20 protein-coding genes are annotated in these 21,468 nt (G+C 71.2%); 8 read left to right on the top strand and 12 right to left on the bottom strand.

From position 1 onward, the window contains the following. Positions 1–7: 7 nt before the first annotated feature. On the bottom strand, positions 8–1,132 hold the full coding sequence (gene dnaN, locus BLT28_RS29895; protein WP_030428178.1) for a DNA polymerase III subunit beta: 1,125 nt from the start codon (positions 1,130–1,132) through the stop codon (positions 8–10). Positions 1,133–1,233: 101 nt separating this feature from the next. Here dnaN and BLT28_RS29900 point away from each other — a divergent pair, with 101 nt between their 5' ends. Beyond that, positions 1,234–2,691: a CehA/McbA family metallohydrolase gene (locus BLT28_RS29900; protein ID WP_030428179.1), complete on the top strand. Its 1,458-nt coding sequence runs from the start codon at positions 1,234–1,236 to the stop codon at positions 2,689–2,691. A gap of 3 nt (positions 2,692–2,694) precedes the next feature. Here the strand turns inward: BLT28_RS29900 and BLT28_RS29905 are convergent, their stop codons facing one another. The 3 genes from BLT28_RS29905 to BLT28_RS29915 all read right to left on the bottom strand — a co-directional run bounded on the left by BLT28_RS29905 (position 2,695) and on the right by BLT28_RS29915 (position 5,566). Continuing rightward, on the bottom strand, positions 2,695–3,990 hold the full coding sequence (locus tag BLT28_RS29905) for an MFS transporter (RefSeq protein WP_063766526.1): 1,296 nt from the start codon (positions 3,988–3,990) through the stop codon (positions 2,695–2,697). Positions 3,991–4,375: 385 nt separating this feature from the next. After that, a complete protein-coding gene (locus BLT28_RS29910; protein WP_030428181.1) occupies positions 4,376–5,050 on the bottom strand; it encodes a Crp/Fnr family transcriptional regulator in 675 nt (224 codons plus the stop codon). A 252-nt stretch (positions 5,051–5,302) separates the two neighbouring features. Continuing rightward, a complete protein-coding gene (locus tag BLT28_RS29915; protein WP_030428182.1) occupies positions 5,303–5,566 on the bottom strand; it encodes a hypothetical protein in 264 nt (87 codons plus the stop codon). Between the two features lie 168 nt (positions 5,567–5,734). On the opposite strand from BLT28_RS29915, the gene nth reads away from it, so the two are divergent. From nth to BLT28_RS29935, 4 genes are read left to right on the top strand one after another with little or no spacing between them, the layout of a single operon-like run. Beyond that, positions 5,735–6,430 carry an endonuclease III gene (gene nth, locus BLT28_RS29920; protein WP_030428183.1) on the top strand — a complete coding sequence of 232 codons (696 nt, stop codon included), beginning with the start codon at positions 5,735–5,737 and terminating at the stop codon, positions 6,428–6,430. Continuing rightward, positions 6,427–7,050: a TlpA family protein disulfide reductase gene (locus BLT28_RS29925; protein ID WP_030428184.1), complete on the top strand. Its 624-nt coding sequence runs from the start codon at positions 6,427–6,429 to the stop codon at positions 7,048–7,050. Before nth ends, BLT28_RS29925 begins: the two co-directional genes overlap by 4 nt. Positions 7,051–7,091: 41 nt before the next feature. Beyond that, complete coding sequence (locus tag BLT28_RS29930) at positions 7,092–7,751, top strand: NUDIX hydrolase (protein ID WP_052407051.1); 660 nt, start codon at positions 7,092–7,094, stop codon at positions 7,749–7,751. Continuing rightward, positions 7,748–8,932 (top strand): MarP family serine protease, encoded by a 1,185-nt coding sequence (locus BLT28_RS29935; RefSeq protein WP_030428186.1) that lies wholly within the window; start codon positions 7,748–7,750, stop codon positions 8,930–8,932. The genes BLT28_RS29930 and BLT28_RS29935 overlap by 4 nt, the downstream gene beginning before the upstream one ends. A 15-nt stretch (positions 8,933–8,947) precedes the next feature. On the opposite strand, the gene BLT28_RS29940 is transcribed toward BLT28_RS29935, so the two are convergent. Then, positions 8,948–9,433, bottom strand: coding sequence for a phage holin family protein (locus BLT28_RS29940; protein ID WP_030428187.1), 486 nt, complete (start codon positions 9,431–9,433; stop codon positions 8,948–8,950). A gap of 58 nt (positions 9,434–9,491) precedes the next feature. Next, entirely contained in the window at positions 9,492–10,682 is a 1,191-nt protein-coding gene (nhaA, locus tag BLT28_RS29945) for a Na+/H+ antiporter NhaA (RefSeq protein WP_043810608.1), read from the bottom strand. A gap of 173 nt (positions 10,683–10,855) precedes the next feature. Between nhaA and BLT28_RS29950 the strand changes: the two genes are divergently transcribed. Together BLT28_RS29950 and BLT28_RS29955 are read left to right on the top strand one after the other, a co-directional pair. Beyond that, positions 10,856–11,635: a sulfite exporter TauE/SafE family protein gene (locus BLT28_RS29950; protein ID WP_052407014.1), complete on the top strand. Its 780-nt coding sequence runs from the start codon at positions 10,856–10,858 to the stop codon at positions 11,633–11,635. Positions 11,636–11,708: 73 nt separating this feature from the next. Further along, a complete protein-coding gene (locus BLT28_RS29955) occupies positions 11,709–12,359 on the top strand; it encodes a hypothetical protein (protein WP_043810611.1) in 651 nt (216 codons plus the stop codon). A gap of 74 nt (positions 12,360–12,433) precedes the next feature. Here the strand turns inward: BLT28_RS29955 and acs are convergent, their stop codons facing one another. Both acs and BLT28_RS29965 read right to left on the bottom strand, forming a co-directional pair. Then, on the bottom strand, positions 12,434–14,422 hold the full coding sequence (gene acs / locus BLT28_RS29960; RefSeq protein WP_052407015.1) for an acetate--CoA ligase: 1,989 nt from the start codon (positions 14,420–14,422) through the stop codon (positions 12,434–12,436). A gap of 112 nt (positions 14,423–14,534) precedes the next feature. Continuing rightward, complete coding sequence (locus BLT28_RS29965) at positions 14,535–15,137, bottom strand: GNAT family N-acetyltransferase (RefSeq protein ID WP_030428192.1); 603 nt, start codon at positions 15,135–15,137, stop codon at positions 14,535–14,537. A gap of 142 nt (positions 15,138–15,279) precedes the next feature. Here BLT28_RS29965 and BLT28_RS29970 point away from each other — a divergent pair, with 142 nt between their 5' ends. Then, on the top strand, positions 15,280–15,984 hold the full coding sequence (locus BLT28_RS29970) for a Fic family protein (RefSeq protein ID WP_231950478.1): 705 nt from the start codon (positions 15,280–15,282) through the stop codon (positions 15,982–15,984). A 52-nt stretch (positions 15,985–16,036) separates the two neighbouring features. On the opposite strand, the gene murQ is transcribed toward BLT28_RS29970, so the two are convergent. The 4 genes from murQ to BLT28_RS29990 form a co-directional block, all read right to left on the bottom strand. Then, entirely contained in the window at positions 16,037–16,969 is a 933-nt protein-coding gene (gene murQ, locus BLT28_RS29975; RefSeq protein ID WP_030428194.1) for an N-acetylmuramic acid 6-phosphate etherase, read from the bottom strand. Next, complete coding sequence (locus BLT28_RS29980) at positions 16,966–17,901, bottom strand: MurR/RpiR family transcriptional regulator (RefSeq protein WP_231950479.1); 936 nt, start codon at positions 17,899–17,901, stop codon at positions 16,966–16,968. The genes murQ and BLT28_RS29980 overlap by 4 nt, the downstream gene beginning before the upstream one ends. Before the next feature lie 513 nt (positions 17,902–18,414). Continuing rightward, positions 18,415–20,163 carry a serine hydrolase domain-containing protein gene (locus BLT28_RS29985; RefSeq protein WP_030428196.1) on the bottom strand — a complete coding sequence of 583 codons (1,749 nt, stop codon included), beginning with the start codon at positions 20,161–20,163 and terminating at the stop codon, positions 18,415–18,417. An 8-nt stretch (positions 20,164–20,171) separates the two neighbouring features. Next, positions 20,172–21,461 (bottom strand): exo-beta-N-acetylmuramidase NamZ family protein, encoded by a 1,290-nt coding sequence (locus BLT28_RS29990; RefSeq protein WP_030428197.1) that lies wholly within the window; start codon positions 21,459–21,461, stop codon positions 20,172–20,174. Positions 21,462–21,468: the final 7 nt, after the last annotated feature.

Here is a 21,468-nt window from a genome sequence, read left to right on the forward strand (position 1 = left end):
GCTCAGCTCAGTCGGAGGGCATGCGGATCGGCATCACGACATAGCGCAGGTTCGCCTCCCCGGGGTCGACGTCGGACAGCGAGATGACCGTGGAGCGCATGCCGTGCCGCATGCTCAGCCGGAGCCTCGCCGAGCCGAACACGCGCAGCGCGTCGGACAGGTAGCGCGCCTGGTAGCCGTGGGCGAAGCGGTGACCGTCCACGGTGGCCTTCACCGTCTCCTCGGCCTCGCCGTTCTGCGGATCGGCCGCCCTGATCCGCAGGTCGGAGTCGCCGAGCTCGACCGCGATCACCGCACGCGGACCCGAGTACGGCGCCACTCGCCGCACCGCGCCCGCCAGCGCGTCGCCGTCCACCTCGACCACGGCGTCCACCGGGGCGTCGGTGTGCCGCGACTCGTCCGGGAACGGTGAGGCCAGCAGCACCGTGCCGAGCTGCGTCCCCGGCCAGCTCAGCCCGAAGCGGCTGCCGTCGGCGTGGACCGTGATCACCTCTGCCGTCCGCGCCTGCTTCGCGACCTCGCTCAGCAGGGGCGCGGGCACCAGCACGTCCAGCTCGCCCTCCGGCTGCCACGGCAGGTCGCCGATGGCCATCCGGTAGCGGTCGGTGGCCACCAGCGCCAGCCGGTCGCCGCGCCCCTGCACGTGCACGCCCGTGAACAGCGGCAACGCGTCGTCCTTCGACGCCGCCGAGGCCACCTTGCCCACGAGCGCGATCAGCTCGGCCGCGTTCACCTCGCCAACTGCCGGGGGCAGCGCACCGACGCCCGGGTGCAGCTCGCCGTCCATCAGGGGCAGTGCGAACCGGCCGCCGGGCGTGCGGATCGCCAGCCTGCTGCCCTCGACAACGAGCCGGACCTCCGGCTCCTCCAGCGCGCCCAGGGTGTCGGCCAGCGGCTTCGCCGGGACCAGCACCTGACCGTCGGTGTGCACGAAGGCCGTGCGCCGCAGCCGGACGGTGTTCGTGCGGTCGGTACCGGAGAGCACCAGCTCGTCGTCCTGCCCGCTCAGCAGCAGGCCGGTCAGCAGCGGGTCGATGCCCTTGACCGGCAGCAGGCGGGCGGCGTCGGCCACGGCCGCGGCGAGGACGGCGGTGTCCGCGGTGACATCAAGACCGGAAAGGTCGAGGCTCATGCGCAGGACGCTAGGACACGCCCCTGACAACGACCCCGGCCGAAGGAGTTTCACTCCGTCTGCGGTGTCCGAAACCCGTTGTGCGCCATAGCATTTCGCCAATGTGCGAATGCGCGAAGCGGGTGTCCAGGCGGTCGGTCCTGTTCGCGGGAGCGGCGAGCGCCCTCCTGCCCGCGGTCGCCTTCGCGGAGCAGGGGGCCGAGCAGACCAGGACGATCGAGGGCCGGTTCGAGCCGGGCGCGCCGGACTGGGCCTATCTGCCGATCGTGGTGCCGCGCGGGGTGCGGGAGATCGAGATCGTCTACCGCTACGACAGGCCGCCCGGCGCGCCGGGCAACGCGCTGGACATCGGGATGTTCGGGCCCGAGGGGCACGAGCTGGGCGACCACCGCGGCTTCCGCGGCTGGTCCGGCGGGGCGCGCGACCGGTTCACGATCAGCGCCTCCGGGGCGACCCCCGGCTACCTGCCCGGCCCGATCGACCCGGGCACCTGGCACGTGATCCTCGGGCCGTACACGGTCTCGCCGCGGGGGATGAACTACGAGGTCGACGTGACCCTGAGGTTCGGTCCTCCCGGCGAGCCGATCCGGCCGAACCCGGCGCCGCGCCGGGCGACCGGACGGGGGCGCGCCTGGTACCGGGGCGACTGCCACCTGCACACCGTGCACTCCGACGGCAAGCGCATGCCCGACGAGCTGATCGCCGCGGCGAAGACCGCGGGGCTGGACTTCTTCGTCTCCACCGAGCACAACACCACCTCGGCGAGCCTGCGCTGGGGTGATCACGCGCGGCCGGACCTGTTGATCATCAACGGCGAGGAGGTCACGACGCGGTCCGGGCACTGGCCCGCCCTCGGTCTGCCGCCCGGGTACTGGATCGACTGGCGTTACCGGGGCTCCGAGCACGCCGCGTTCGAGCGCTTCGCCGGGCGCGTCCACGCGGTCGGCGGCCTGGTCGTCGCGGCGCACCCGTACGCCACGTGCCTCGGCTGCTCGTGGGAGTTCGGCTACGACCACGTCGACGCGGTCGAGGTGTGGAACGGCGACTGGTCGTACGACGACGAGCTCGCAGTGCGCCACTGGGACGGTCTTCTGCGCGAGGGCAGGTGGATACCCGCGATCGGCTCCAGCGACGCGCACCGCGAGCCTCAGCCCGTCGGACTGCCGCAGACGGTGGTGCTGGCCCAGGACCTCGAGACGCGCTCGATCCTGGCGGGGATCGCCGCAGGGCGGTCGTGGCTCGCGGAGTCCTCCCGCGTCGAGCTGACCATGAGGGCCGTCGCGGGGCGCCGTGTCGCGGAGATCGGTGACCGGCTGCACGCGGCGGAGGCGCGGATCGAACTCGACGTCGCGGGAGCGCCCGGCTGCGAGGTCCGCCTGATCACGCCGACGCGGATCGCGCACAGCGAGTGGGTCCCGGCGAGCGGTCGCGCCCAAGTGCGCTGGACGGCGACCGACGCGGACTGGGTGCGCGCGGAGGTGCGCAGGCCACTGCGGACCCCGACGACCCCGGACACGATGGTGGCTCTGACCAACCCCGTGTTCCTGGGCCGCCGGTAGACCTCAGCGACCTGCCAGCTCCACCTCGTCGCGGGTGCAGCTGGCCGCGTTCTCCATCCACTGCCTGCCGTCGCGCACGCTGTGCCTGCGCAGCCACACCACGCTCGCCAGCACGAGGCCGGAGGCCGCCGACGCGAGGAAGGCCGCGGGTGGGCCGAACGCCTCGACCAGCTGCCCGCTCACGGACTGGCCGAAGGCGAGGCCGACGGTCACCGCGGTGATCACCCAGCCGAACGCCTCGGTGGCCGTGCCCGGCAGGGCGACCTCCTCGATCGCCGCCGAGTGCGTCATCGCCTGCGGGGTGATCAGCGTGCCGACCACGAACAGCGCGACCGCCAGCCCGGCGAGCGTCGTCGGGATCGCCAGCAGGGTCACCAGCACGGAGAACCCGCCGAGCAGCACGGGCAGCCGCAGGTACATCGGCCGCGGCCAGGGGCGCGAGCCGTAGAGCACGCCGAAGAGCACCGAGCTGACCGACCAGACGCTCAGCAGCAGGCCGCCCAGCGCCTCGTGGCCCGCGTGCGTCGCCGCGGCGGGCACCGCGACCTCGACGAAGCCGATGGTCACGCCGAAGCCGAGCGCGGCGATGGCGACGGTGCGCATGCCGGGGGTGCTCAGCGCGCCGAGCACGCCGACGCTCGCCCGCTCGTCCTTGCGCGGCCGCCAGGCCCGCACGGTGCGGGTCAGCGCGAAGCCCGTGGCGCCGACGACCTCGCAGACCGCGCCGAGCAGCACGCCCGTCCCGGCCCACGGCAGCGCGGTGAACAGGCCGGCCAGGCCGGGGCCGAGGATGAAGAAGACCTCCATGCTGATGGCCTCGTAGGAGTAGGCCGCCTGCCGCGCCGGTCCGGGCGGCAGCAGCCTGGTCCACAGGGACCTGGAGGAGGAGCCGACCATCGGCTGGCTGGTGCCCAGCGCCAGGCCGAGCACGGTCATCACCCAGACCGGGGCGCCCGTCTCGATGGCGATGATCTCGGCCGTCACCATCGTGCTGAACAGCGCGGACGCCACCAGCAGGATCCGGGTGGGGCCGATCTTGTCGACCAGCCTGCCCTGCGCGACCGAGCCCAGCGCGACGCCGACGAGCGCGCCCGCGGAGACCAGGCTGGCCGCCGCGTAGGAACCGCTGACCCGCTGCACGTAGAACAGCAGCGCGATGCCGACCATGGCGACCGGCAGCCGGGCGAGCAGGGAGGTCAGGACGGGACCGCGCGCACCGGGGGCGGTGAGCGCCTCGCGGTAGGCGGCGAGGGAGGCATTCTGGGACACGCGTACCAGTATGCCGGAGAACTGGTACATCAGTACCACTAATGTGCGGTGGCCTTGCTCACCGGGTTACGATTTGATAACAACGTTCGGATGTATGGGTGAAACTGCACAACGAAACGGCCCCCGCCGACGTCCTTGAGGGTGAAAGCAATTGAGTAAACGAGCACTTCGGGGCCATGGTGGGCACCAACGCCGGGCTGGTATCGGCCGCGTTACACCCATGGACCACAATTGCTCACACGTGCTTCGCCTTGAGGAAGCTCAAGACCTCCTTCGGCGCTAACGGGTCGGGGCCGGGCGTCGGAGGTCGGGAAAGCGTGGCCGGTCGGGGGACGGGTCGCGCACACACAAGGAGGCCGGTGCGCCGCGTCGGGGGCGGCGCCCGGCCTCCTTGTCTTCTCTCTTCTCGCTGACCTCAGCGGGCCCTGCGGGCCAGCCGCTCGGGGTCCAGGATCAGCACGCTCTTGCCCTCCAGCCGCAGCCAGCCGCGGTGCGCGAAGTCGGCGAGCGCCTTGTTCACGGTCTCCCGGGAGGCGCCGACGTACTGGGCGATCTCCTCCTGGGTCAGGTCGTGGGTGACCCGAAGCAGACCGGCCTCCTGCGAACCGAAGCGCTGGGCGAACTGCAGCAGCGCGCGCGCCACCCGGCCCGGGACGTCGGTGAAGATCAGGTCGGCCAGCATGTTGTTCGTGCGGCGCAGTCGCCGCGCGAGCACGCGCAGCAGCTGCTCGGCGATCTCCGGCCGCTTGCCGATCCACTCGCGCAGGCTGGGGCGGTCCATCGTGAGCGCCCGCACCTCGGTCACCGTGGTCGCGGTGGAGGTCCTGGGGCCGGGGTCGAAGATGGACAGCTCACCGAACATGTCCGACGGACCCATGATGGACAGCAGGTTCTCGCGGCCGTCCGGCGACTTGCGGCCGACCTTCACCTTGCCCGACTGGATGATGTACAGCCGGTCGCCGGGCTCGCCCTCCGCGAAGATGACGTGCCCACGCGGGAAGTCCACCTGCTCCAACGTGGCCACGAGCGCCTCGGCGGCTGCCGGTTCAACGCCCTGGAAGATGCCCGCCCGGGCCAGGGTCTCGTCCACCTCGTCCCTCCATGTTGAGACGCGACGGTCCACGTGAGCTGGCCAGTACCGCAGGAATGCGGTCTTCGGCCACGTGCCGCCGATCACTGGCGAGCAGTCTAGGCCGTCTTCGGCGTTGAGCCGCTCGGCTCGCCGGTTGAAACCGATCAGTCGGTCGACCGCTCTGTTAAAAGTCCTCCTGAGCAGCGGCGATCAGCGCGTGAGCGCCACGGCCGGGCCGAGGAGGACACTTCGGCCCGGCGCGTCGCCCGATCAGGCCCGGCTGCGGGTGCGACGCGGCTTGCGCGGGGGACGCGCGGTCCCGCCGACGCGGCGCCTGCGCCGGAACAGCTCGAGGGCGCGGCCGATTCCGTGGCCGTAGAGCGCGCGGACCTCGTCGGGCCGCGCCTTCTCCAGGAACTCCTCGACCTCGTCCTCCTGCACCGCCACGTGCCGCAGACGAGCTTCCACGCGCTCCATGAAGAGCGCGAAGAGCATCACGATGAGTGGGACCACTACTACGAGCCATGCAGTCATAGTGCCCCCGATCCTCCACCACCCGGCTTCCGCGCGCGCATCCGGGGTCCGCTCCCCTGTCGGAGTCACCCGTACGCTGGTGGGGTGCCAGCGCAGACCCGCCAGAAGCCCGGCAGATCGTCTACGACAGCGGAGACCAGGCTCGGCCTCGTGCGGCGGGCGCGGCGGATGCTGCGCGGGCTGGAGGCGGCCTTCCCGGACGCGCACTGCGAGCTGGACTTCACCACGCCGCTGGACCTCGCGGTCGCGGTGATCCTCTCCGCCCAGTGCACCGACAAGCGGGTCAACGAGGTCACCCCGGCGCTGTTCGCCCGCTACCGCACGGCCGCCGACTACGCCGGCGCCGACCGGGCCGAGCTGGAGGAGCTGATCCGGCCGACCGGCTTCTACCGGAACAAGGCCACCTCGATCATGGGCCTGGGCGCCGCGCTGGTGGAGCGGTACGGCGGCGAGGTGCCCGGCAAGCTCAAGGACCTGGTCACGCTGCCCGGGGTGGGGCGCAAGACCGCCAACGTGATCCTCGGCGAGGCCTTCGGCGTCCCCGGGATCACCGTGGACACCCACTTCGGCCGCCTGGTGCGGCGGTGGGGCTGGACGGAGCTGGAGGACCCGGTCAAGGTCGAGCACGCGATCGGCGAGCTGATCCCGCGCAAGGACTGGACCATGCTCTCGCACCGGGTGATCTTCCACGGGCGGCGCGTCTGCCACGCCAGGAAGCCCGCGTGCGGCGCGTGCGTGCTGGCCAGGGACTGCCCGTCCTTCGGCGCGGGCCCGACGACGTTCGCCGAGGCGGCCAAGCTCGTCCGCGGCCCCGAGACCGAGCACCTGTTATCGCTGGTCACCGAGGGCGAGGGCGCTCGATGACCGATCGCGGACACGCACTGCGCTGGCTGGTCGTGGTCGTGGTGCTCGGCGTGGCCGGGATCGTGGCGATCTGGCCGCGCGGTGCGGACTCGCACCCTCCGCCCGCAGCCGGGAGACCCGCCGCGGACCTCGTCGCCGCCCGGGCCAAGGCGGCGCTGCCCGCGTGCCCGGTGCCTGCGGACGGGGTCGCGCCGGTCAGCGGGCTGGCCGGGCTGTCGGCGACCTGCATGGCCGACGGCTCGCGGATCGACCTCGCGCGGGCGCTCGCCGGGAAGGCCACGTTGGTCAACGTGTGGGCGACGTGGTGCGCGCCGTGCCGCGAGGAGCTGCCCGCGCTGGCCGCCTACGCGGCGTCCCCCGGAGCGGTCGGAGTGCTGGGCCTGCAGGTCAGGAGCGGTGAGGCGGACGGGCTGGACATGCTCTCCGGGCTGAACGCGCGCATCCCGTCCGTGATCGACCTCGACGAGCGGGTCGCCGGAGTGCTCAATCCGCCCGTGATGCCGACTTCGTTCGTGGTCGCGCCGTCCGGCCGGGTGGAGCGGGTGAACCCGCCGGTCGTCTTCAAGACCGCCGACCAGGTGCGCGCGACGGTCGACGAGTACCTGAGGCGGTTCGGGTGACCCCGGGGCCGCTGGTCGGCGAGAACGACGTGCCCGAGTGGATGCGGCCGCTGATGCACTCCGTCGCCAACCTGGAGCGCAAGCACTTCGAACGCGTCAAGCCGCCCGCTGACGGCTCCGGGCGGCCTGCCGCCGTGCTGATGCTGCTCGGCGAGGGCGCGGACGGGCCGGACGTGCTGCTGCTGCGCCGGGCGGACACGTTGAACTCGCACGCGGGCCAGGTCGCCTTCCCCGGCGGCACGATCGACCCGGAGGACGACGGCCCGGTCGCGGCCGCGCTCCGGGAGGCGGTCGAGGAGACCGGTGTGCTGCCGCAGGGCGTGCGCCCGGTGGCGCTGCTGCCCGAGCTGTACCTCACCCCGACCGGTTTCCTGGTCAGCCCGGTCCTCGCGCACTGGGCCGAACCGAGCCCGGTCGTCGCGGTCGATCCCAACGAGACGGCCGCCGTCGCGCGGGTTCCGCTCGCGCACCTGGCCGATCCGGCCAACCGCTGCACCATCGCCCACCGCGGCTATCGAGGACCCGGTTTCCTGGTCCCGGGGATGCTGGTGTGGGGTTTCACCGCCTGGCTGTTGTCGGGGCTGTTGACGCTCGGCGGCTGGGAACGGCCGTGGAACCGCAAGGACGTTCGCGACCTCGACGAGGCGTGGCTGGCAGTTTCGGAGCCCGAGCTGCCCGCGAGCGCGAAGGAGCAGACGTGAACTGGGTCGACCTGCTGATAGTGCTGCTCGCCGTGCTCGCCGCCGTGTCCGGTGCGCGGCAGGGCATGGTGGTGTCGCTGTGCTCGGTCGCGGGCGTGCTCGCGGGCGCGATGCTCGGCCTGTGGCTGGCACCGCTGCTGGTGGCGAACTTCGCCGACGTGACGACCCGGGTGGCCATCGGCGTCGCGCTGGTGGTGCTCATGATCGCCCTCGGCGAGATGCTTGGCGTCTGGGTCGGCAGACCGATCAAGGAGAAGCTCAACGCCACCAGGCTCACCGTGGTGGACAACTCCCTCGGCGCGGTCACGATGAGCGCGGTGGTGTTCGTCGTAGCGTGGCTGCTCGCGGTGCCGTTGACCTCGGCAGCCGGGCTGCCCGCGCTGTCCTCCGCGGTCAAGCGCTCCACCGTGCTCGGCGTCGTCGACGACGTGATGCCGCCCGCCGCGCAGAGCCTGCCCGGTTCGCTGCGCCAGCTGCTCGACTCCTCCGGCTTCCCAGCCGCGCTCGACCCGTTCGCCTCCACCCCGCGCGCCGAGGTCGGCCCGCCGGACCTGGCGCTGCAGACCGATCCGGTCGTGCAGCGGGTGCGCGCGAGCGTGCTCAAGGTCCGCGGCCGCGCTTCGTCGTGCGCGCGGGCGTTGGAGGGCACGGGGTTCGTGATCGCCCCGCAGCGCGTGATGACCAACGCGCACGTGGTCGCGGGCACCGACAAGGTCACCATCGAGGTCGGCCGCGGCGACTTCGACGCCACCGTGGTGCTCTACGACCCGCAGACCGACGTGGCCATCCTGGACGTGCCGGACCTCAAGGCGCCGGTGCTGCCGTGGGCCTCAACCGACGCCAAGCCCGGCGAGGACGGTGTGGTCGTCGGCTATCCGCTGGACGGTCCGTACACCCCGTCAGCCGCCAGGGTTCGGGACCGGATCAACCTGCGCGGCCCGGACATCTACGAGGCCCGCACCGTCGTCCGCGACGTCTACACGATCCGCGCCAAGGTCCGCAGCGGCAACTCCGGCGGACCGCTGATCGACCCGAACGGCCGCGTCCTCGGCGTGGTCTTCGGCGCGGCCGTCGACGATCACGAGACCGGCTTCGTGCTCACCGCCAAGGAGGTCGCCGACGAACTCGCCGCGGCCCCGAGGCTGTTCAGCCGGGTCTCCACCGGCACCTGCACGAACTGAGCAGGCCCCGGATGGTCAGTAGTGCTCCGGCTCGGGATCGTGGGAGCGGCGGGCGATCGAGGCGTTCTCGCGCATCGTGCGGATGGTCCGCTCCGGCGCGCGGATCTTGCGCACCTTGCGGTAGCCCATGAACCCGAACAGCCCCGCCGCCGCCAGCATCAGCAGGAACACGATGCCGAAGGCGGCCCAGCGGTACAGCCAGACCGACAGCAGCTCGCCCAGGAAGAAGAACAGGAAGAACGTGCTGAAGCCCAGCACGGCGAGCGCGAGGACGAAGTAGACGCTGCCCTTGAGGCCCTTGCGCACCTCACCCTTGAGCTCGATCTTGGCGAGCTCGAGCTCGGCCCTGATCAGGGTGGAGACGTGTGTGGTCGCCTCGCGGACGAGTCCGCCGATCGACTGCTCCGCCGCGGTGCTGGCGTTGTCGTCGGTCAGCGGGATGGACGCGACGGGCGGCAGCTCGGCTCCGCTGCCGTTGCCTTTGTGCTGGGCGCTGGTCACGCGGTCATCGTGCCATGCGCCACGGACACCGGCGTGTCGGCTCCTCGTCCCCGGCATGTCACGCGCCGCGCGCCCGGCTCCTCTTGATCAGCATCGCCGCGGCGAGCAGCGCCGCCGCGGCCGAAGCGACCAGCACCGCGGCCTTCGCCAGCTCGGCCGCTTCCTTCGGCAGCGCCAGCTCGGCGATCAGCAGGCTCACCGTGAAACCGACGCCGCCGAGCATCGAGACGGCGGCCATGTCCCGCCACGCCAGGTCCTTCGGTTTGCTGGCCAGGCCGAAGCGCACCGACAGCAGGGAGAAGCCGAAGATCCCGAGCAGCTTGCCGACGACAAGGCCGATGATCACCGCGAGCGCGATCCGGTCGGTGGTCAGCGCGGCCAGCGCGTCGCCGCCGACCGGCACCCCGGCGGCGAACAGGGCGAACACCGGCACGGCCAGCCCGGCCGACCACGGTTGGAGGCGGTGCTCCAGCCGCACGGCGGGTGCCTCGGGCTCGTAGCGGTCCCGCTTCACCCGGGTGAGCAGGCCGAGCGCGACGCCGGCGATGGTGGCGTGCACGCCGGTGGAGTGCACCGCGACCCACACCGCGACGGCGAGCGGGACGTAGATCCACGACGAGGTCACCCGGCGCCGCTGCAGGTACCAGTACAGCGCGAGCAGCACGACCGCCACGGCGACGGCCAGCAGGTCGAAGCCGCTGGTGAACAGCAGCGCGATGACCAGGATGGCACCGAGGTCGTCCACGACGGCGAGGCTGAGCAGGAAGATCCGCGCGCTGTTCGGCAGGCCGGAGCCGGTGATGGCGAGCACGCCGAGGGCGAAGGCGATGTCGGTGGCGACCGGGATCGCCCACGCCTGCCCGGAACCGGGAGCGCCCCAGCTCACCGCGAGCGCGATGCCCGCGGGCACCAGCATCCCGCCGAGCGCGGCGATCACCGGCAGCGTGGCGGCCTTGCGATCGGACAGTTCGCCGACGACGAGTTCGCGCTTGAGCTCCAGGCCCGCGACGAAGAAGAACAGCGCGAGCAGGCCGTCCTTGGCCCACTCACCCACGGTGAGGTTCAGGTGCAGCAGGTCCGGCCCGATCCGCAGATCGCGCAGCCACCGGTAGGACTCGTCCAGCGGGGAGTTGGCCCACAGCAGCGCGACGGCGGTGGCGCCGAGCAGGACCATGCCCCCGACGGTCTCGGTGCGGAGGTATCTGGCCAGGTCCGGCAGGACGGCGGCGGCTCGGCGGGCTCGCGACAAGATCGTGCTCCTTGGTCCGGGGACGGCGTATCGCCTGCCGACCAGACTTCCCGGCTCACCTGTGCGCAATCTTAGCGGCGCGCCGGGAACCCGAAAGTAGTTAGCGCAACTAAATCACGTTCTGTGAGTGAGTTCATGCACGTCAGCGCCGGGCGTCGGCCTAGGGTCGACCCGTGACCCCTCGCTCCGAGCGCGCTCGGCTCGCCGTCATCGGCGCGACGGCGGGGACGCTGTCCGGGCTCTTCGGCGTCGGCGGCGGAGTGGTGATCGTTCCCGCGCTGGTGGCGTGGTGCGGCCGGGACCAGCGGCAGGCCGTGGCCACCTCGCTGACCGCGGTCGGACCGCTCGCCGTCGCGGGGGCGATCGGGTACGCGCTGCACCGCGAGGTCGACTTCGTGCTCGCGCTCCCGCTCGGCATCGGGTCGCTGATCGGCGCCTGGCTGGGCGCGGCGCTGCTCACCAGGGCCCCGCTGGCGGCGCTGCGCTGGTTGTACGCGCTGATCGCCGTGGGCACGGCGGTGCGGCTGTGGATCGCTCCCGGCGAGGTCGGCGGTGCGGTCAGCCACGGGCTGGGGACCCTGGCACTGCTGCTGCCGATCGGGGTGGTGGTGGGGCTGCTGTCCGGGCTGACCGGCATCGGTGGGGGGACCGTGCTGGTGCCGATCATGCAGCTGGGGTTCTCGCTCCCGGCGGCGCCCGCGAAGGGAACCTCGCTCCTGATTATTCTACCGACATCGGTGCTCGGTGGCCACCAAAACTTGAAAAAAGGGAACGGTTGCCTGAAAGACTCACTCTGGGTCGGGGTCTGCGGCGTCCTCGCCACGATGACGGCGAGCCAGTTCGCCGTGTTCATGGACCACGCCCTTTCCGATGTCCTGCTGGCATTTTTGCTGGTAGCAGTGGGTATCGGTGCGGTGTGGAGTGACTTGCGCGCGCTGTTCAAGCGGGCATAGTAATAATAAACCAGCTATTTTCGCGAAGAACAAGACTTGTTCTTCTCTTTTCGTGCTCGCACACTTTCGCACCATGGGGACCGTGCTGTGGATTGGTGGCGCGCAGTGGGCTGGGAAGACCACTGTCGCCCGGATACTCGCCGAACGATTTGGACTGACCGCCTACCACTACGACTTCCACGACGCCCGGGGTCACCTGGACCGGGCCATGGCCAACGCGCTCCGGTACCCGCACCGGAACGCGGCCGTCAACGACAGCCCCGACGAGCAGTGGGTGCAGCGGTCGCCGGAGCGGATGGCGGCGGACTGCCTGCGCGGCTTCACCGAGCGCTTCGACATGGCGCTCGACGACCTGCGTGCGCTGTCCACGACGCGGCCGTTGATCGCCGAGGGGTGGGGCCTGCGGCCGGAGCTGGTCGCCACCCGGGTGACCGCGCCGGACCAGGCGGTGTTCCTGGTTCCGTCCGAGGAGTTCCGGCAGCACCAGCTGCGCGAGCTGGACCGGGCGCGCAGCCTGGCGATCGGCCATCTCGCGGTCGAGGTGAGTGATCCCGTTCTGGCACAGGCGAATCGTGTCGCGCGGGATCGCCTGCTGGCCGAGGACGCGGTTCGGTCCGCGCGGCTGTGCGGTTTCCGGGTGATCACAGTGGACGGTCGGCTGGGCGCGGGCGGTGTCGCGGACGAGGTGCAGGAGCACTTCCGCAAGCACCTTCCCCGGCGCTGACAACGAGAACGGGGCCCGCCGGAGGTCGGCGGGCCCCGTTCGTCCACAAAGGACTCAGGTGGCGCTAGACAGGGTTAGTCATCGGAACCCCTGTTCAGGCCCGAGCTGATCAGGTCCATCACGGTCGAGTCGGCCAGCGTGGTGACGTCACCGACCTGCCGGTTCTCCGCGACATCGCGCAGCAGCCGCCGCATGATCTTGCCGGAGCGCGTCTTCGGCAGCTCGGGGACGACCATGATCTGCCGGGGCTTGGCGATCGGGCCGATCTCCTTGGCGACGTGGTCGCGCAGCTCCTTCGCGATGTCACCGCCCTCGGTGGCCCCGCCGCGCAGGATCACGAAGGCCACGATGCCCTGGCCCGTCGTCGGGTCGCTCGCGCCGACCACGGCCGCCTCGGCCACCTTGGCGTGCGAGACCAGCGCCGACTCCACCTCGGTGGTGGAGATGCGGTGCCCGGACACGTTCATCACGTCGTCCACCCGGCCGAGCAGCCAGACCGCGCCGTCGCTGTCGTACTTGGCGCCGTCGCCCGCGAAGTAGAAGCCCTGCTCGGCGAAGCGCGACCAGTAGGTGTCGCGGAAGCGCTCCTCATCGCCCCAGATGCCGCGCAGCATCGACGGCCACGGCTGGTCCAGCACCAGGTAACCGCCGCCGCCCTTGCCGACCGCGACGCCCGACTCGTCGACGACCTTCGCGCCGATGCCGGGCAGCGGGCCCATGGCCGAGCCCGGCTTGCACGCGGTCACCCCGGGCAGCGGGGCGATCATGATCGCGCCGGTCTCCGTCTGCCACCAGGTGTCCACGATGGGGCAGCGGTTCCCGCCGACGTGCTCGCGGTACCACATCCACGCCTCGGGGTTGATCGGCTCGCCGACGCTGCCCAGCACGCGCAGCGAGGACAGGTCGTACTTCGCCGGGATGTCCGCGCCCCACTTCATGAAGGTCCGGATGAGGGTCGGCGCCGTGTAGTAGATGGAGACCTTGTACTTCTGCACGATCTCCCAGTGGCGGCCCTCGTGCGGGGTGTTCGGCGTGCCCTCGTAGACCACCTGCGTGGCGCGGTTGGCCAGCGGCCCGTAGACGATGTAGGAGTGCCCGGTGACCCAGCCGATGTCGGCGGTGCACCAGTAGACGTCCTCGCCCGCCTTGTGGTCGAAGACGTAGTGGTGCGTGTAGGCCGCCTGGGTCAGGTAGCCGCCCGAGGTGTGCAGGATGCCCTTCGGCTTCCCCGTGGTGCCCGAGGTGTAGAGGATGAACAGCGGGTGCTCGGAGTCGAAGGACTCGGGGGTGTGCTCGGTGGACTGGCCGTCGACGACGTCGTGCCACCAGAGGTCGCGGCCCTCGGTCCACTCGACGTCGGTGTCGGTTCGCTTGACCACCAACACGTTCTGGATCGTCGGCGTCTGCGCCACGGCCTCGTCCACCGCGGTCTTCAGCGGGGCGGGCTTGCCGCGGCGGAACTGGCCGTCGGTGGTGATCACGAGCTTTGCCTCGGCGTCCTCGATGCGCGAGCGCAGCGCCTCGGCGGAGAACCCGGCGAAGACCACGCTGTGGGTCAGACCGAGCCGCGCGCACGCGAGCATCGAGTAGATCGCCTCGGGGATCATCGGCATGTAGATCGCCACGCGGTCGCCCGCGGTGAGGCCGAGCGAGGCCAGCGCGTTGGCGGCCTTGCCCACCTCGTCCTTGAGGTCGGCGTAGGTGATCGCGCGGGAGTCCCCGGGCTCGCCTTCCCAGTGGATCGCGACCTGGTCCCCGTGCCCGGAGTCGACGTGCCGGTCGACGCAGTTGTAGGCGACGTTGAGCTTGCCGCCGACGAACCACTTCGCGAACGGGGCCGCCGACCAGTCCAGGACCTGGTCCCAGTCGGAGGTCCAGCTCAGCCGCCCGGCCTGCTCCGCCCAGAACGCCTCGCGGTCGGCGGAGGCGCGCTCGGCCAGGTCGGACGTGGCGTTGGCCTGCTCGGCGAACTCCGCGCTGGGCGGGAACGTGCGACTCTCGGTGAGCAGGTTGTCCAGAGCGTTCCCGCTCTGCCCGGCGTCGTTGCCGCTCGGTGGGGCCATGGGGGAGGACCTCCAGGGGATCGGACATTCACGTTCACGTTCACGTTGGACCGTAGTGCGATCCAGCTCACGAAAACAGCCGAGCCCGTGTGGTCCAGACCACGTCGCCGCGCTAGTCGAGCAGCCGCGATGACAGCCGCTGCCGCGCTTCCTGCCACTCCTCGGCGATCATCGAGAAGGTCACGGTGTCCCGCAGGGTGCCGTCCGGGCGGATCCGGTGGTGCCGGTGCACGCCCTCGCGCTGCGCGCCGAGCCGGGCGATGGCCCGCTGCGAGCGCAGGTTGTCGATGTCGGTGTGCCAGGTGACCCGGTTCGCGCCCAGCGTCTCGAACGCCCTGGCCAGCAGCAGCAGCTTGGCCTCGGTGTTGAGCGCCGTCCGCTGCCACGGCGCGCCGATCCAGGTGTAGCCGATCGCGATGCCGCGGTGCTCGGGGGTGATCTCGTAGTAGGACGTCGTGCCCGCCACCTCGCCCGAGCGCTGGTCGATCTGCGCCCACGGCAGCCGGAAGCCGCGCTCGCGGTCGGCGTCGCCCGCGGCGATGATCCGCCGCGTGTCGGCGAGCTCGACCGGCTGGCGCCAGCTCAGCCAGCGCCAGATCTCCGGGTCCTTGCCCGCGGCGTGCAGCCCCTCCGCGTGCTCCTGGGTCAGCGGTTCGAGCCGGACGTGGCGGCCGATCAGGACCGGCTGCTCCCACCACCTGCTGTCAACAGTCACAACCCGAAGGTAGGTATCAAGCCTCCGAAGGGGGAACGTCCACATCGCGACGATCGCGCTAGGCCACTGCTGGCGGTAACGTCCCCGTCTCGTGAGTTCCTTGGTCGCTGACCCACTGCGTCCGCTACTCGACCTGCCTCGGGTGTCCGAGGCCGTGAAGTCCGCCAGGGAGGCGATCGACGAGCTGCACCGGCACCCGGCCAACCGCAAGGGCTGGCCGACCACCGCCGCCGAGGCGTCGGTGCGTGCCGCGCGGGCCTCGGCGGTCCTCGACGGCGGCAGCGCGGAGATCCCCGCCGGGGGCGAGGTGAGCGATCCCGTGCTCGCCGGGTCGCTGCGCGTGGCCGAGTCCGTCGGTTTACTGCTCACCACCTGGCAACGCGCACCGCTGCAGGCCCTCGCCCGGCTGCACGTGCTCGCCGCGGCCGACCTGGTGCCGATCGCCCAGTCCGACGCGCTCGGCAGGCCCAAGGGCGACTCGGAGACCTCGACCCGCCTCGACCTCCTCGCGCAGCTCGTCGCGGGTGGCACGGAGGTGCCCGGCCCGGTGCTGGTCGCCGTGGTGCACGGAGAGCTGCTCGCGCTGGACGCCTTCGGTGCGGCGGACGGCGTGGTCGCGCGGGCCGCGGCCCGGCTCACCGCCATCGCCACCGGTCTGGACCCCAAGGGGCTCGCGGTGCCGGAGGTGCACTGGATGCGCAAGCCGGACGACTACCGCAAGGCGGCCGCGGCCTTCGCGACCGGCGAACCGGACGGCGTCGGCGAGTGGATCGTGTTCTGCTGCGCCTCGATGGAGGCAGGTGCCCGCGAGGGCAAGAGCATCGCGGACGCGGCGCTCGAGGCCTGACGTGGTGATGCCCCCGGGGGAGAGTCCGGGGGCATCACCACACGGGGTGTGCTCAGCGGGTGGCCGCGCCCAGGGTCACCAGGGCGTCGCGCACGTGTCCGTCGGTCTCGTTGAGCGCCAGCGCGGCCTGCGCACTGTCCACACCGGACAGAAGGCAGACCAGCGCGACCTTCACGTCGCCGTCCGCGGCCTGCAGGGCGTCGGAGCACTCCTGCTCGCCGAGCCCGGTGGCCTCGCGCAGGATCGTCACGTTGCGCCCGCGCAGCTTCGCGTTGGTGGCGCGCATGCTGACCATCAGGTTGGAGTACGTGCGGCCGAGCTTGATCATGACGGCGGTGGAGAAGGACGTCAGCACCAGCTTCTGCGCGGTGCCCGCCTTCATCCTGGTGGAGCCCGCGATCGCCTCGGGCCCGGTCTCCAGCGCGATGGTCACGTCCACGTCCACCAGCGACGCGGTCGCCGGGTTGGAGGAGACGAAGCCGGTGTGCGCGCCGATCCGCCGCGCCTCGGCGAGCGCGCCGAGCACGTACGGGGTGCGGCCCGAGGCCGCGAGACCGAGCACGAAGTCGCCGGCGACGGCGTGCTCGCGGATGACCCGCGCGCCTTCCTCGTCGTCGTCCTCGGCGTTCTCCACGGCCTTGATCAGCGCGGCGGGACCGCCCGCGTGGTGGGCCAGGAACCAGTCGTCGGGCGCGTTGAACGTCGGCGAGAGCTCCGCGGCGTCCAGCGTGGCCAGGCGGCCGGAGGTGCCCGCTCCGACGTAGTGCACCTTGCCCCCGCCGCGCAGCGCGGCGACGGCGAAGTCCACGGCCCGCGCGAGCTGCGGCAGCGTGGCCGCGACCGCGTCCGGGACCGTGCGGTCCTCATTGTTGATCAGGCGCAGGATCTCCTGCGTCGGCAGCAGGTCGATGTCCATGGTGCGCGGGTTGCGGCGCTCGGTCGGCGCGTTGACCCGGACGGCCGGGCGAGGGCTTGGCACGGTCATTTTCCTGACTCCCGTTGGCGGCGGCGGCCGTCCGGCCGCGGTCCGAGGCGGTGACCGCTCACCGCCTCATAGGTGGCCTCCAGGGCCGCGGTCGCCGAGTCGTGGTGCCGCTGCGCGATACCGACGAACAGGCAGTCGATCACGGTCAACTGGGCGATCCGGCTCGCGGTGGCTCCGGAGCGGAACGTGGTCTCGCGCGCGGCGGTGGTCAGCACGTAGTCGGCGACCTCGGTGACCGGCGAGCGCGGGAAGTTGGTCAGGGCCACGGTGATCGCGCCGCGGCTGCGCGCGACCCGCAGCGCCTCCACGGTGTCCGCGGTCGCGCCGCTGTGGGTGATGCCCACCGCGACGTCGCCCTCGGTGAGCACGGCGGCCGAGGTCAGCGCGATGTGCGTGTCGCTCCACGCGAAGGAGGTGCGGCCGATGCGGTGCAGCTTCTGCTGGAGGTCCATGGCGACGAAGGCGCTCGCGCCCACGCCGTAGACGTCGACCCGGCGCGCGATGGCCATGGCCTCGACCACGCGCTCCAGCTCGGCGACGTCGATCTGGTCCGCGGTCTCCTCGACCGCGCGGGCGTCGGAGAAGGCGACCTTGTTGACCACGGCGCGCAGGTCGTCACCCGGTCCGATGTCGCTGCCGAGGTCCCGGTCCGCACGGGCGGCGGTGCGAGCGGTGTCGGCCGCAAGGGCGATACGCAGATCCGGGTAACCGCCTACGCCGATCGCCTTGCAGAACCGGGTGACCGTCGTTTCACTGGTACCGGCCTGCTCGGCCACCTCGGTGATGCTCCGGTGCGCCACCGTGGCCGGGTCCGCGAGCACGACCTGGGCGACCCGCTGCTCCGCACGGGCGAGACCCGGGAACAGTGAACGGATCCGAACGAGGGGGCTTGCTTCGCCGGTGTCCATAGCTACGCCGTTCTCTGAGGCCATGTCGGAAACTTACTAACAAGTAGGTTGCGGATCAACCCCAGGCGAAGTGCTTGTCTCGGAGGCTGCTTCGCCACCATAACTCAGCTGAACGGGGCTGTTGATGAAGAACTTGCCCCGATCTGGAAACGCAAAGTGCTTTCCGGTGTCATTCAATCGGACGACAGGTTGTAGCACGTTCAACTTCCTGGCTGCCAGACATCCGGCTGGTAGGAGGCGTGCGCGCCGCGGCGGGTGAGAGCCCTCTCATCGGCGATGCGGCAGTTGACAACGATTGTTCGAAATCGGTCCAGCTCCGCGAAAATACGTAAAACATTCATCTGCCCGCGTCGTGCACGAGGCCGAATCGTTACACCGCCCGTCAACCGGGATGTCGGGAGATGTGACGAACGCGTCACCGGGCACCGGACAAACGTGACGAAGCCCCACCTCCCGCGCTGGTGGAGGTGGGGCTTCGTGATCACGTTCCGGTGGGGCTTTCGTCACGTCGAGGTGTGGCGAAAGCCCCACCGGCCGTCAGTGCCGGGCGGTCCTCCACCCGTCCGCGGTCAGGCGCCGCGGCTCCCGCTCGCCGTCGAGCACGAGCCCGGTGGGGCCCCAGACGCGGATGCCGTCGAGGTACACACCACGGCCCGACGACTGCGCGTCGGTGCTGTAGCGCCACCGCAGCGTCACGTCCTTCGCCTCCGGCAGGTCCGCCAGCACCGTCCACCACGAGCGGTGCCCGCTGCCGCTGAGCGCCTCCTGCGGCCCTTCCGGGGCACCGCGGCCACCGGTCCGCAGCGGGACCGGCTGCCAGCTAGTCCCGCCGTCCACACTGGCCTCCACGGTCAGCTTGTCCAGCTTCGGCTCGGTGTCCACGAACACGTCGAACGTGGCGACCTTCGCCCCGGGCAGCGCCGGGGTGGTCAGCGTGGCGTCGCGCGCGTCAGGGGCACCGGAGTACCAGGCGTCCGGGCCCTGCACCGGCCGCACGCCCATGGCCTGGGCGAGTCCCCTGGCGAACGCCCGCCGCGCCGGGTTGTTCGAGCCCCAGGTGCGGGTCGGGTGCACCCGGTTGGTCAGCAGTACCGCGACGGACCGCGAGGTCGGGTCGATCACCAGCGAGGTGCCGGTGAAACCGGTGTGCCCGGCGGTCCGCTGCCCGGCGAGGCCGTCCATGTACCAGTGCTGGTTGAGCTCGAAGCCCAGCCCGCGCTGGTTCGGCGCGAACTGCGGGATGTAGTTGACCGTCATGTCTCGCAGCGTGTCGGGCCGCAGGACCCGCTTCCCGCCGTAGCTGCCGCCGTTGAGCACCATCTGCCCGAACACGGCCATGTCGCGCGCCGTCGAGAAGATCCCCGCGTGCCCGGCGACACCGCCGAGCGACCACGCGTTCTCGTCGTGCACCTCACCGCGCACCATGCCGCGCGGCGGCACCACGGCGAACTCGGTGGCCGCGACGCGGTGCAGCTTCTCCTTCGGCGGGTTGTAGCCGGTGTCGGTCATGCCGAGCGGATCGGTGACCCCCTTGCGCACCAGCACGTCCAGGGGTGCGCCCGCCACCTGCTCGGCCAGCACGGCGAGGGTGATCAGGTTGAGGTCGGAGTAGATGTAGCCGGTGCCGGGCGGCTGCTGGAGCTTGGACTCCAGGGCCGCCTTGATCCGCGACGGCTTGTCCGGCCAGTCCCGCCACAGCGGGATGAACGGCTGCATGCCCGTGGTGTGGGTGAGCAGCTGGCGGACCTTGATGCCTTCCTTGCCGTTGGCGGCGTAGGCGGGCAGGTAGCTGGCGACCGTGCGGTCCAGGTCGATCTTGCCGCGCTCCACCTGCTGCATCACGACGACGGAGGTGAACAGCTTGGAGATCGAGGCCATGTCGAAGATCGTGTCGGCGCCCATCGGCACCCACTTGTCCTTCGGCAGTTCGGTGCCCTTGTCGTCGGCGTAGCGCAGCGCGTGTCCCAGCGCGCCCTTGCTGACCACGACCCCGTCGTGCACCAGCACGCCGACCGCGCCCGCGTAGAGCGGGTTGGCCGTGCCCTGCTTCTCCGTCCACGCCCGCAGCTGGTTCCACGCGGCGTCGATCGGCGCGCGGTCGAGGCCGACCTGCTCCGGACTGCCGTCGCGCAGCTTCGTCCACTGTGGAGCGAAACCGGAGTGCGGGCGGTCGAACCGCCCCGCGGTGCCGAAGGCCTCCGGGGAGGCGGGCGCTGCCGACGCGGTCCCGCCGAGCACGGCGAGACCGGTCAGCAGCGCGACACAGGTCAATGCACGGGAACGCATGTCACCTCTCACCGGTAGATCAGGTATTTGGCGCGGTGCCTGCGGAAATCGGCCTCTTCGGCCTGGTAGCTGCCGACGATCTCGTCGACGCCCGCGCCGCGCTCCACCATGTCCTTGAGCCGGTCGGTGCCCCACAGCTTCGCGATGAAGTTGTCGGTGCGCCACGCGAACAGGCCCGGGTAGAGCTTCTTGGCCTCCACGAGCATCGCCACACCGGCCCGGATCGGCTCGAAGCGGCGCTTGTCCGTGATCATCAGCTGCACGCCGCCGCAGTTCACGCCGACGTGCTTGTTGAAGGTGGGCTGGAAGTACATTTCGCGGAAGAGCACGCCGGGCATCCGGTAGCCGTTGAGCGCCTCGGCCCACCGCCAGTCGACCTTGGGCGCGCCGATGATCTCGAACGGCCTCGTGGTGCCCCGGCCCTCCGACCACAGGGTGCCCTCGAACAGGCAGGTCCCGGGGTAGGCGAGCACGGTGTCGGGAGTCGGCACGTTGGGGCTCGGCGGAACCCACAGCAGCCCGGTGTCGGAGAAGAGGCTGTCCCGCCGCCAGCCGCGCACCTCGACGACGTCGAGCTGAGTGACCTTCGAGCCGGTTTCCTGCGGCAGGAACGTGTCGTTGTACAGCCGCGCCAGCTCGCCCATGGTCATGCCGTGCCGCAGCGCGATGGGCTTGCGGCCGACCCCCGAGGAGTGCTTCGGGTCCAACTGCGGCCCGAACGCCTGGCCGCCAATGGGATTCGGCCGGTCGAGCACGATGACCGGGAGGTTGCCCGCGAGGATCGCGGCGTGCATCGCCGTGTAGAGCATCCAGATGTAGGTGTAGAACCGCACACCCGCGTCGCCGATGTCGAACACGACGGTGTCCACGCCGGCCTTCTTGTACAGCTCGGCGAGCTTGGTCGCGTTGATGCCGTAGGCGTCGAACACCCGCAGCTTCGTGCGCGGGTCGATGAACTCGCCTTCGGAGCCACCGGCTTGCGCGGTGCCGCGGAAACCGTGCTCGGGGCCGAAGACGCCGACGATGTTGACCTTCTTGCTGTCGGCCATGGCGTCGACGATGTGGCGCATGTCGGAGAGCACGCCGGTCGGGTTGGTGACGATGCCGACCTTCTTGCCCGCCAACGCCCTCCAGCCGCCCGCGGCGAGCTGGTCGGCACCCGTGCGGACGGGCGGTCGCCAGAAGCCGGCTCCGGCCTCGGCCTCCGGCTGCGCCGCGGCGACACCGGCACCCACGCCGATCGCGGGCGCGGCGAGGGCACCGGCGGCGAGGAACTTCCGCCTGTTCAGACCATCCATTGTGGAC

Origin of the sequence: Allokutzneria albata (assembly GCF_900103775.1) — a bacterium.
GTDB classification, from domain to species: domain Bacteria; phylum Actinomycetota; class Actinomycetes; order Mycobacteriales; family Pseudonocardiaceae; genus Allokutzneria; species Allokutzneria albata.

What these genes read in the sequence shown, in the direction of transcription:
- BLT28_RS29915 (WP_030428182.1), bottom strand. Translation starts at nt 5,566, where the DNA reads ATGACTGCATGGCTCGTAGTAGTGGTCCCACTCATCGTGATGCTCTTC.
- murQ (WP_030428194.1), bottom strand. Translation starts at nt 16,969, where the DNA reads ATGACCGTGCCAAGCCCTCGCCCGGCCGTCCGGGTCAACGCGCCGACC.
- BLT28_RS29955 (WP_043810611.1), top strand. Translation starts at nt 11,709, where the DNA reads ATGGGGACCGTGCTGTGGATTGGTGGCGCGCAGTGGGCTGGGAAGACC.
- dnaN (WP_030428178.1), bottom strand. Translation starts at nt 1,132, where the DNA reads ATGAGCCTCGACCTTTCCGGTCTTGATGTCACCGCGGACACCGCCGTC.
- BLT28_RS29900 (WP_030428179.1), top strand. Translation starts at nt 1,234, where the DNA reads ATGTGCGAATGCGCGAAGCGGGTGTCCAGGCGGTCGGTCCTGTTCGCG.
- BLT28_RS29905 (WP_063766526.1), bottom strand. Translation starts at nt 3,990, where the DNA reads ATGTACCAGTTCTCCGGCATACTGGTACGCGTGTCCCAGAATGCCTCC.
- BLT28_RS29985 (WP_030428196.1), bottom strand. Translation starts at nt 20,163, where the DNA reads ATGCGTTCCCGTGCATTGACCTGTGTCGCGCTGCTGACCGGTCTCGCC.
- BLT28_RS29930 (WP_052407051.1), top strand. Translation starts at nt 7,092, where the DNA reads ATGCGGCCGCTGATGCACTCCGTCGCCAACCTGGAGCGCAAGCACTTC.
- acs (WP_052407015.1), bottom strand. Translation starts at nt 14,422, where the DNA reads ATGGCCCCACCGAGCGGCAACGACGCCGGGCAGAGCGGGAACGCTCTG.
- BLT28_RS29925 (WP_030428184.1), top strand. Translation starts at nt 6,427, where the DNA reads ATGACCGATCGCGGACACGCACTGCGCTGGCTGGTCGTGGTCGTGGTG.
- BLT28_RS29990 (WP_030428197.1), bottom strand. Translation starts at nt 21,461, where the DNA reads ATGGATGGTCTGAACAGGCGGAAGTTCCTCGCCGCCGGTGCCCTCGCC.
- nth (WP_030428183.1), top strand. Translation starts at nt 5,735, where the DNA reads ATGCTGCGCGGGCTGGAGGCGGCCTTCCCGGACGCGCACTGCGAGCTG.
- BLT28_RS29980 (WP_231950479.1), bottom strand. Translation starts at nt 17,901, where the DNA reads ATGGCCTCAGAGAACGGCGTAGCTATGGACACCGGCGAAGCAAGCCCC.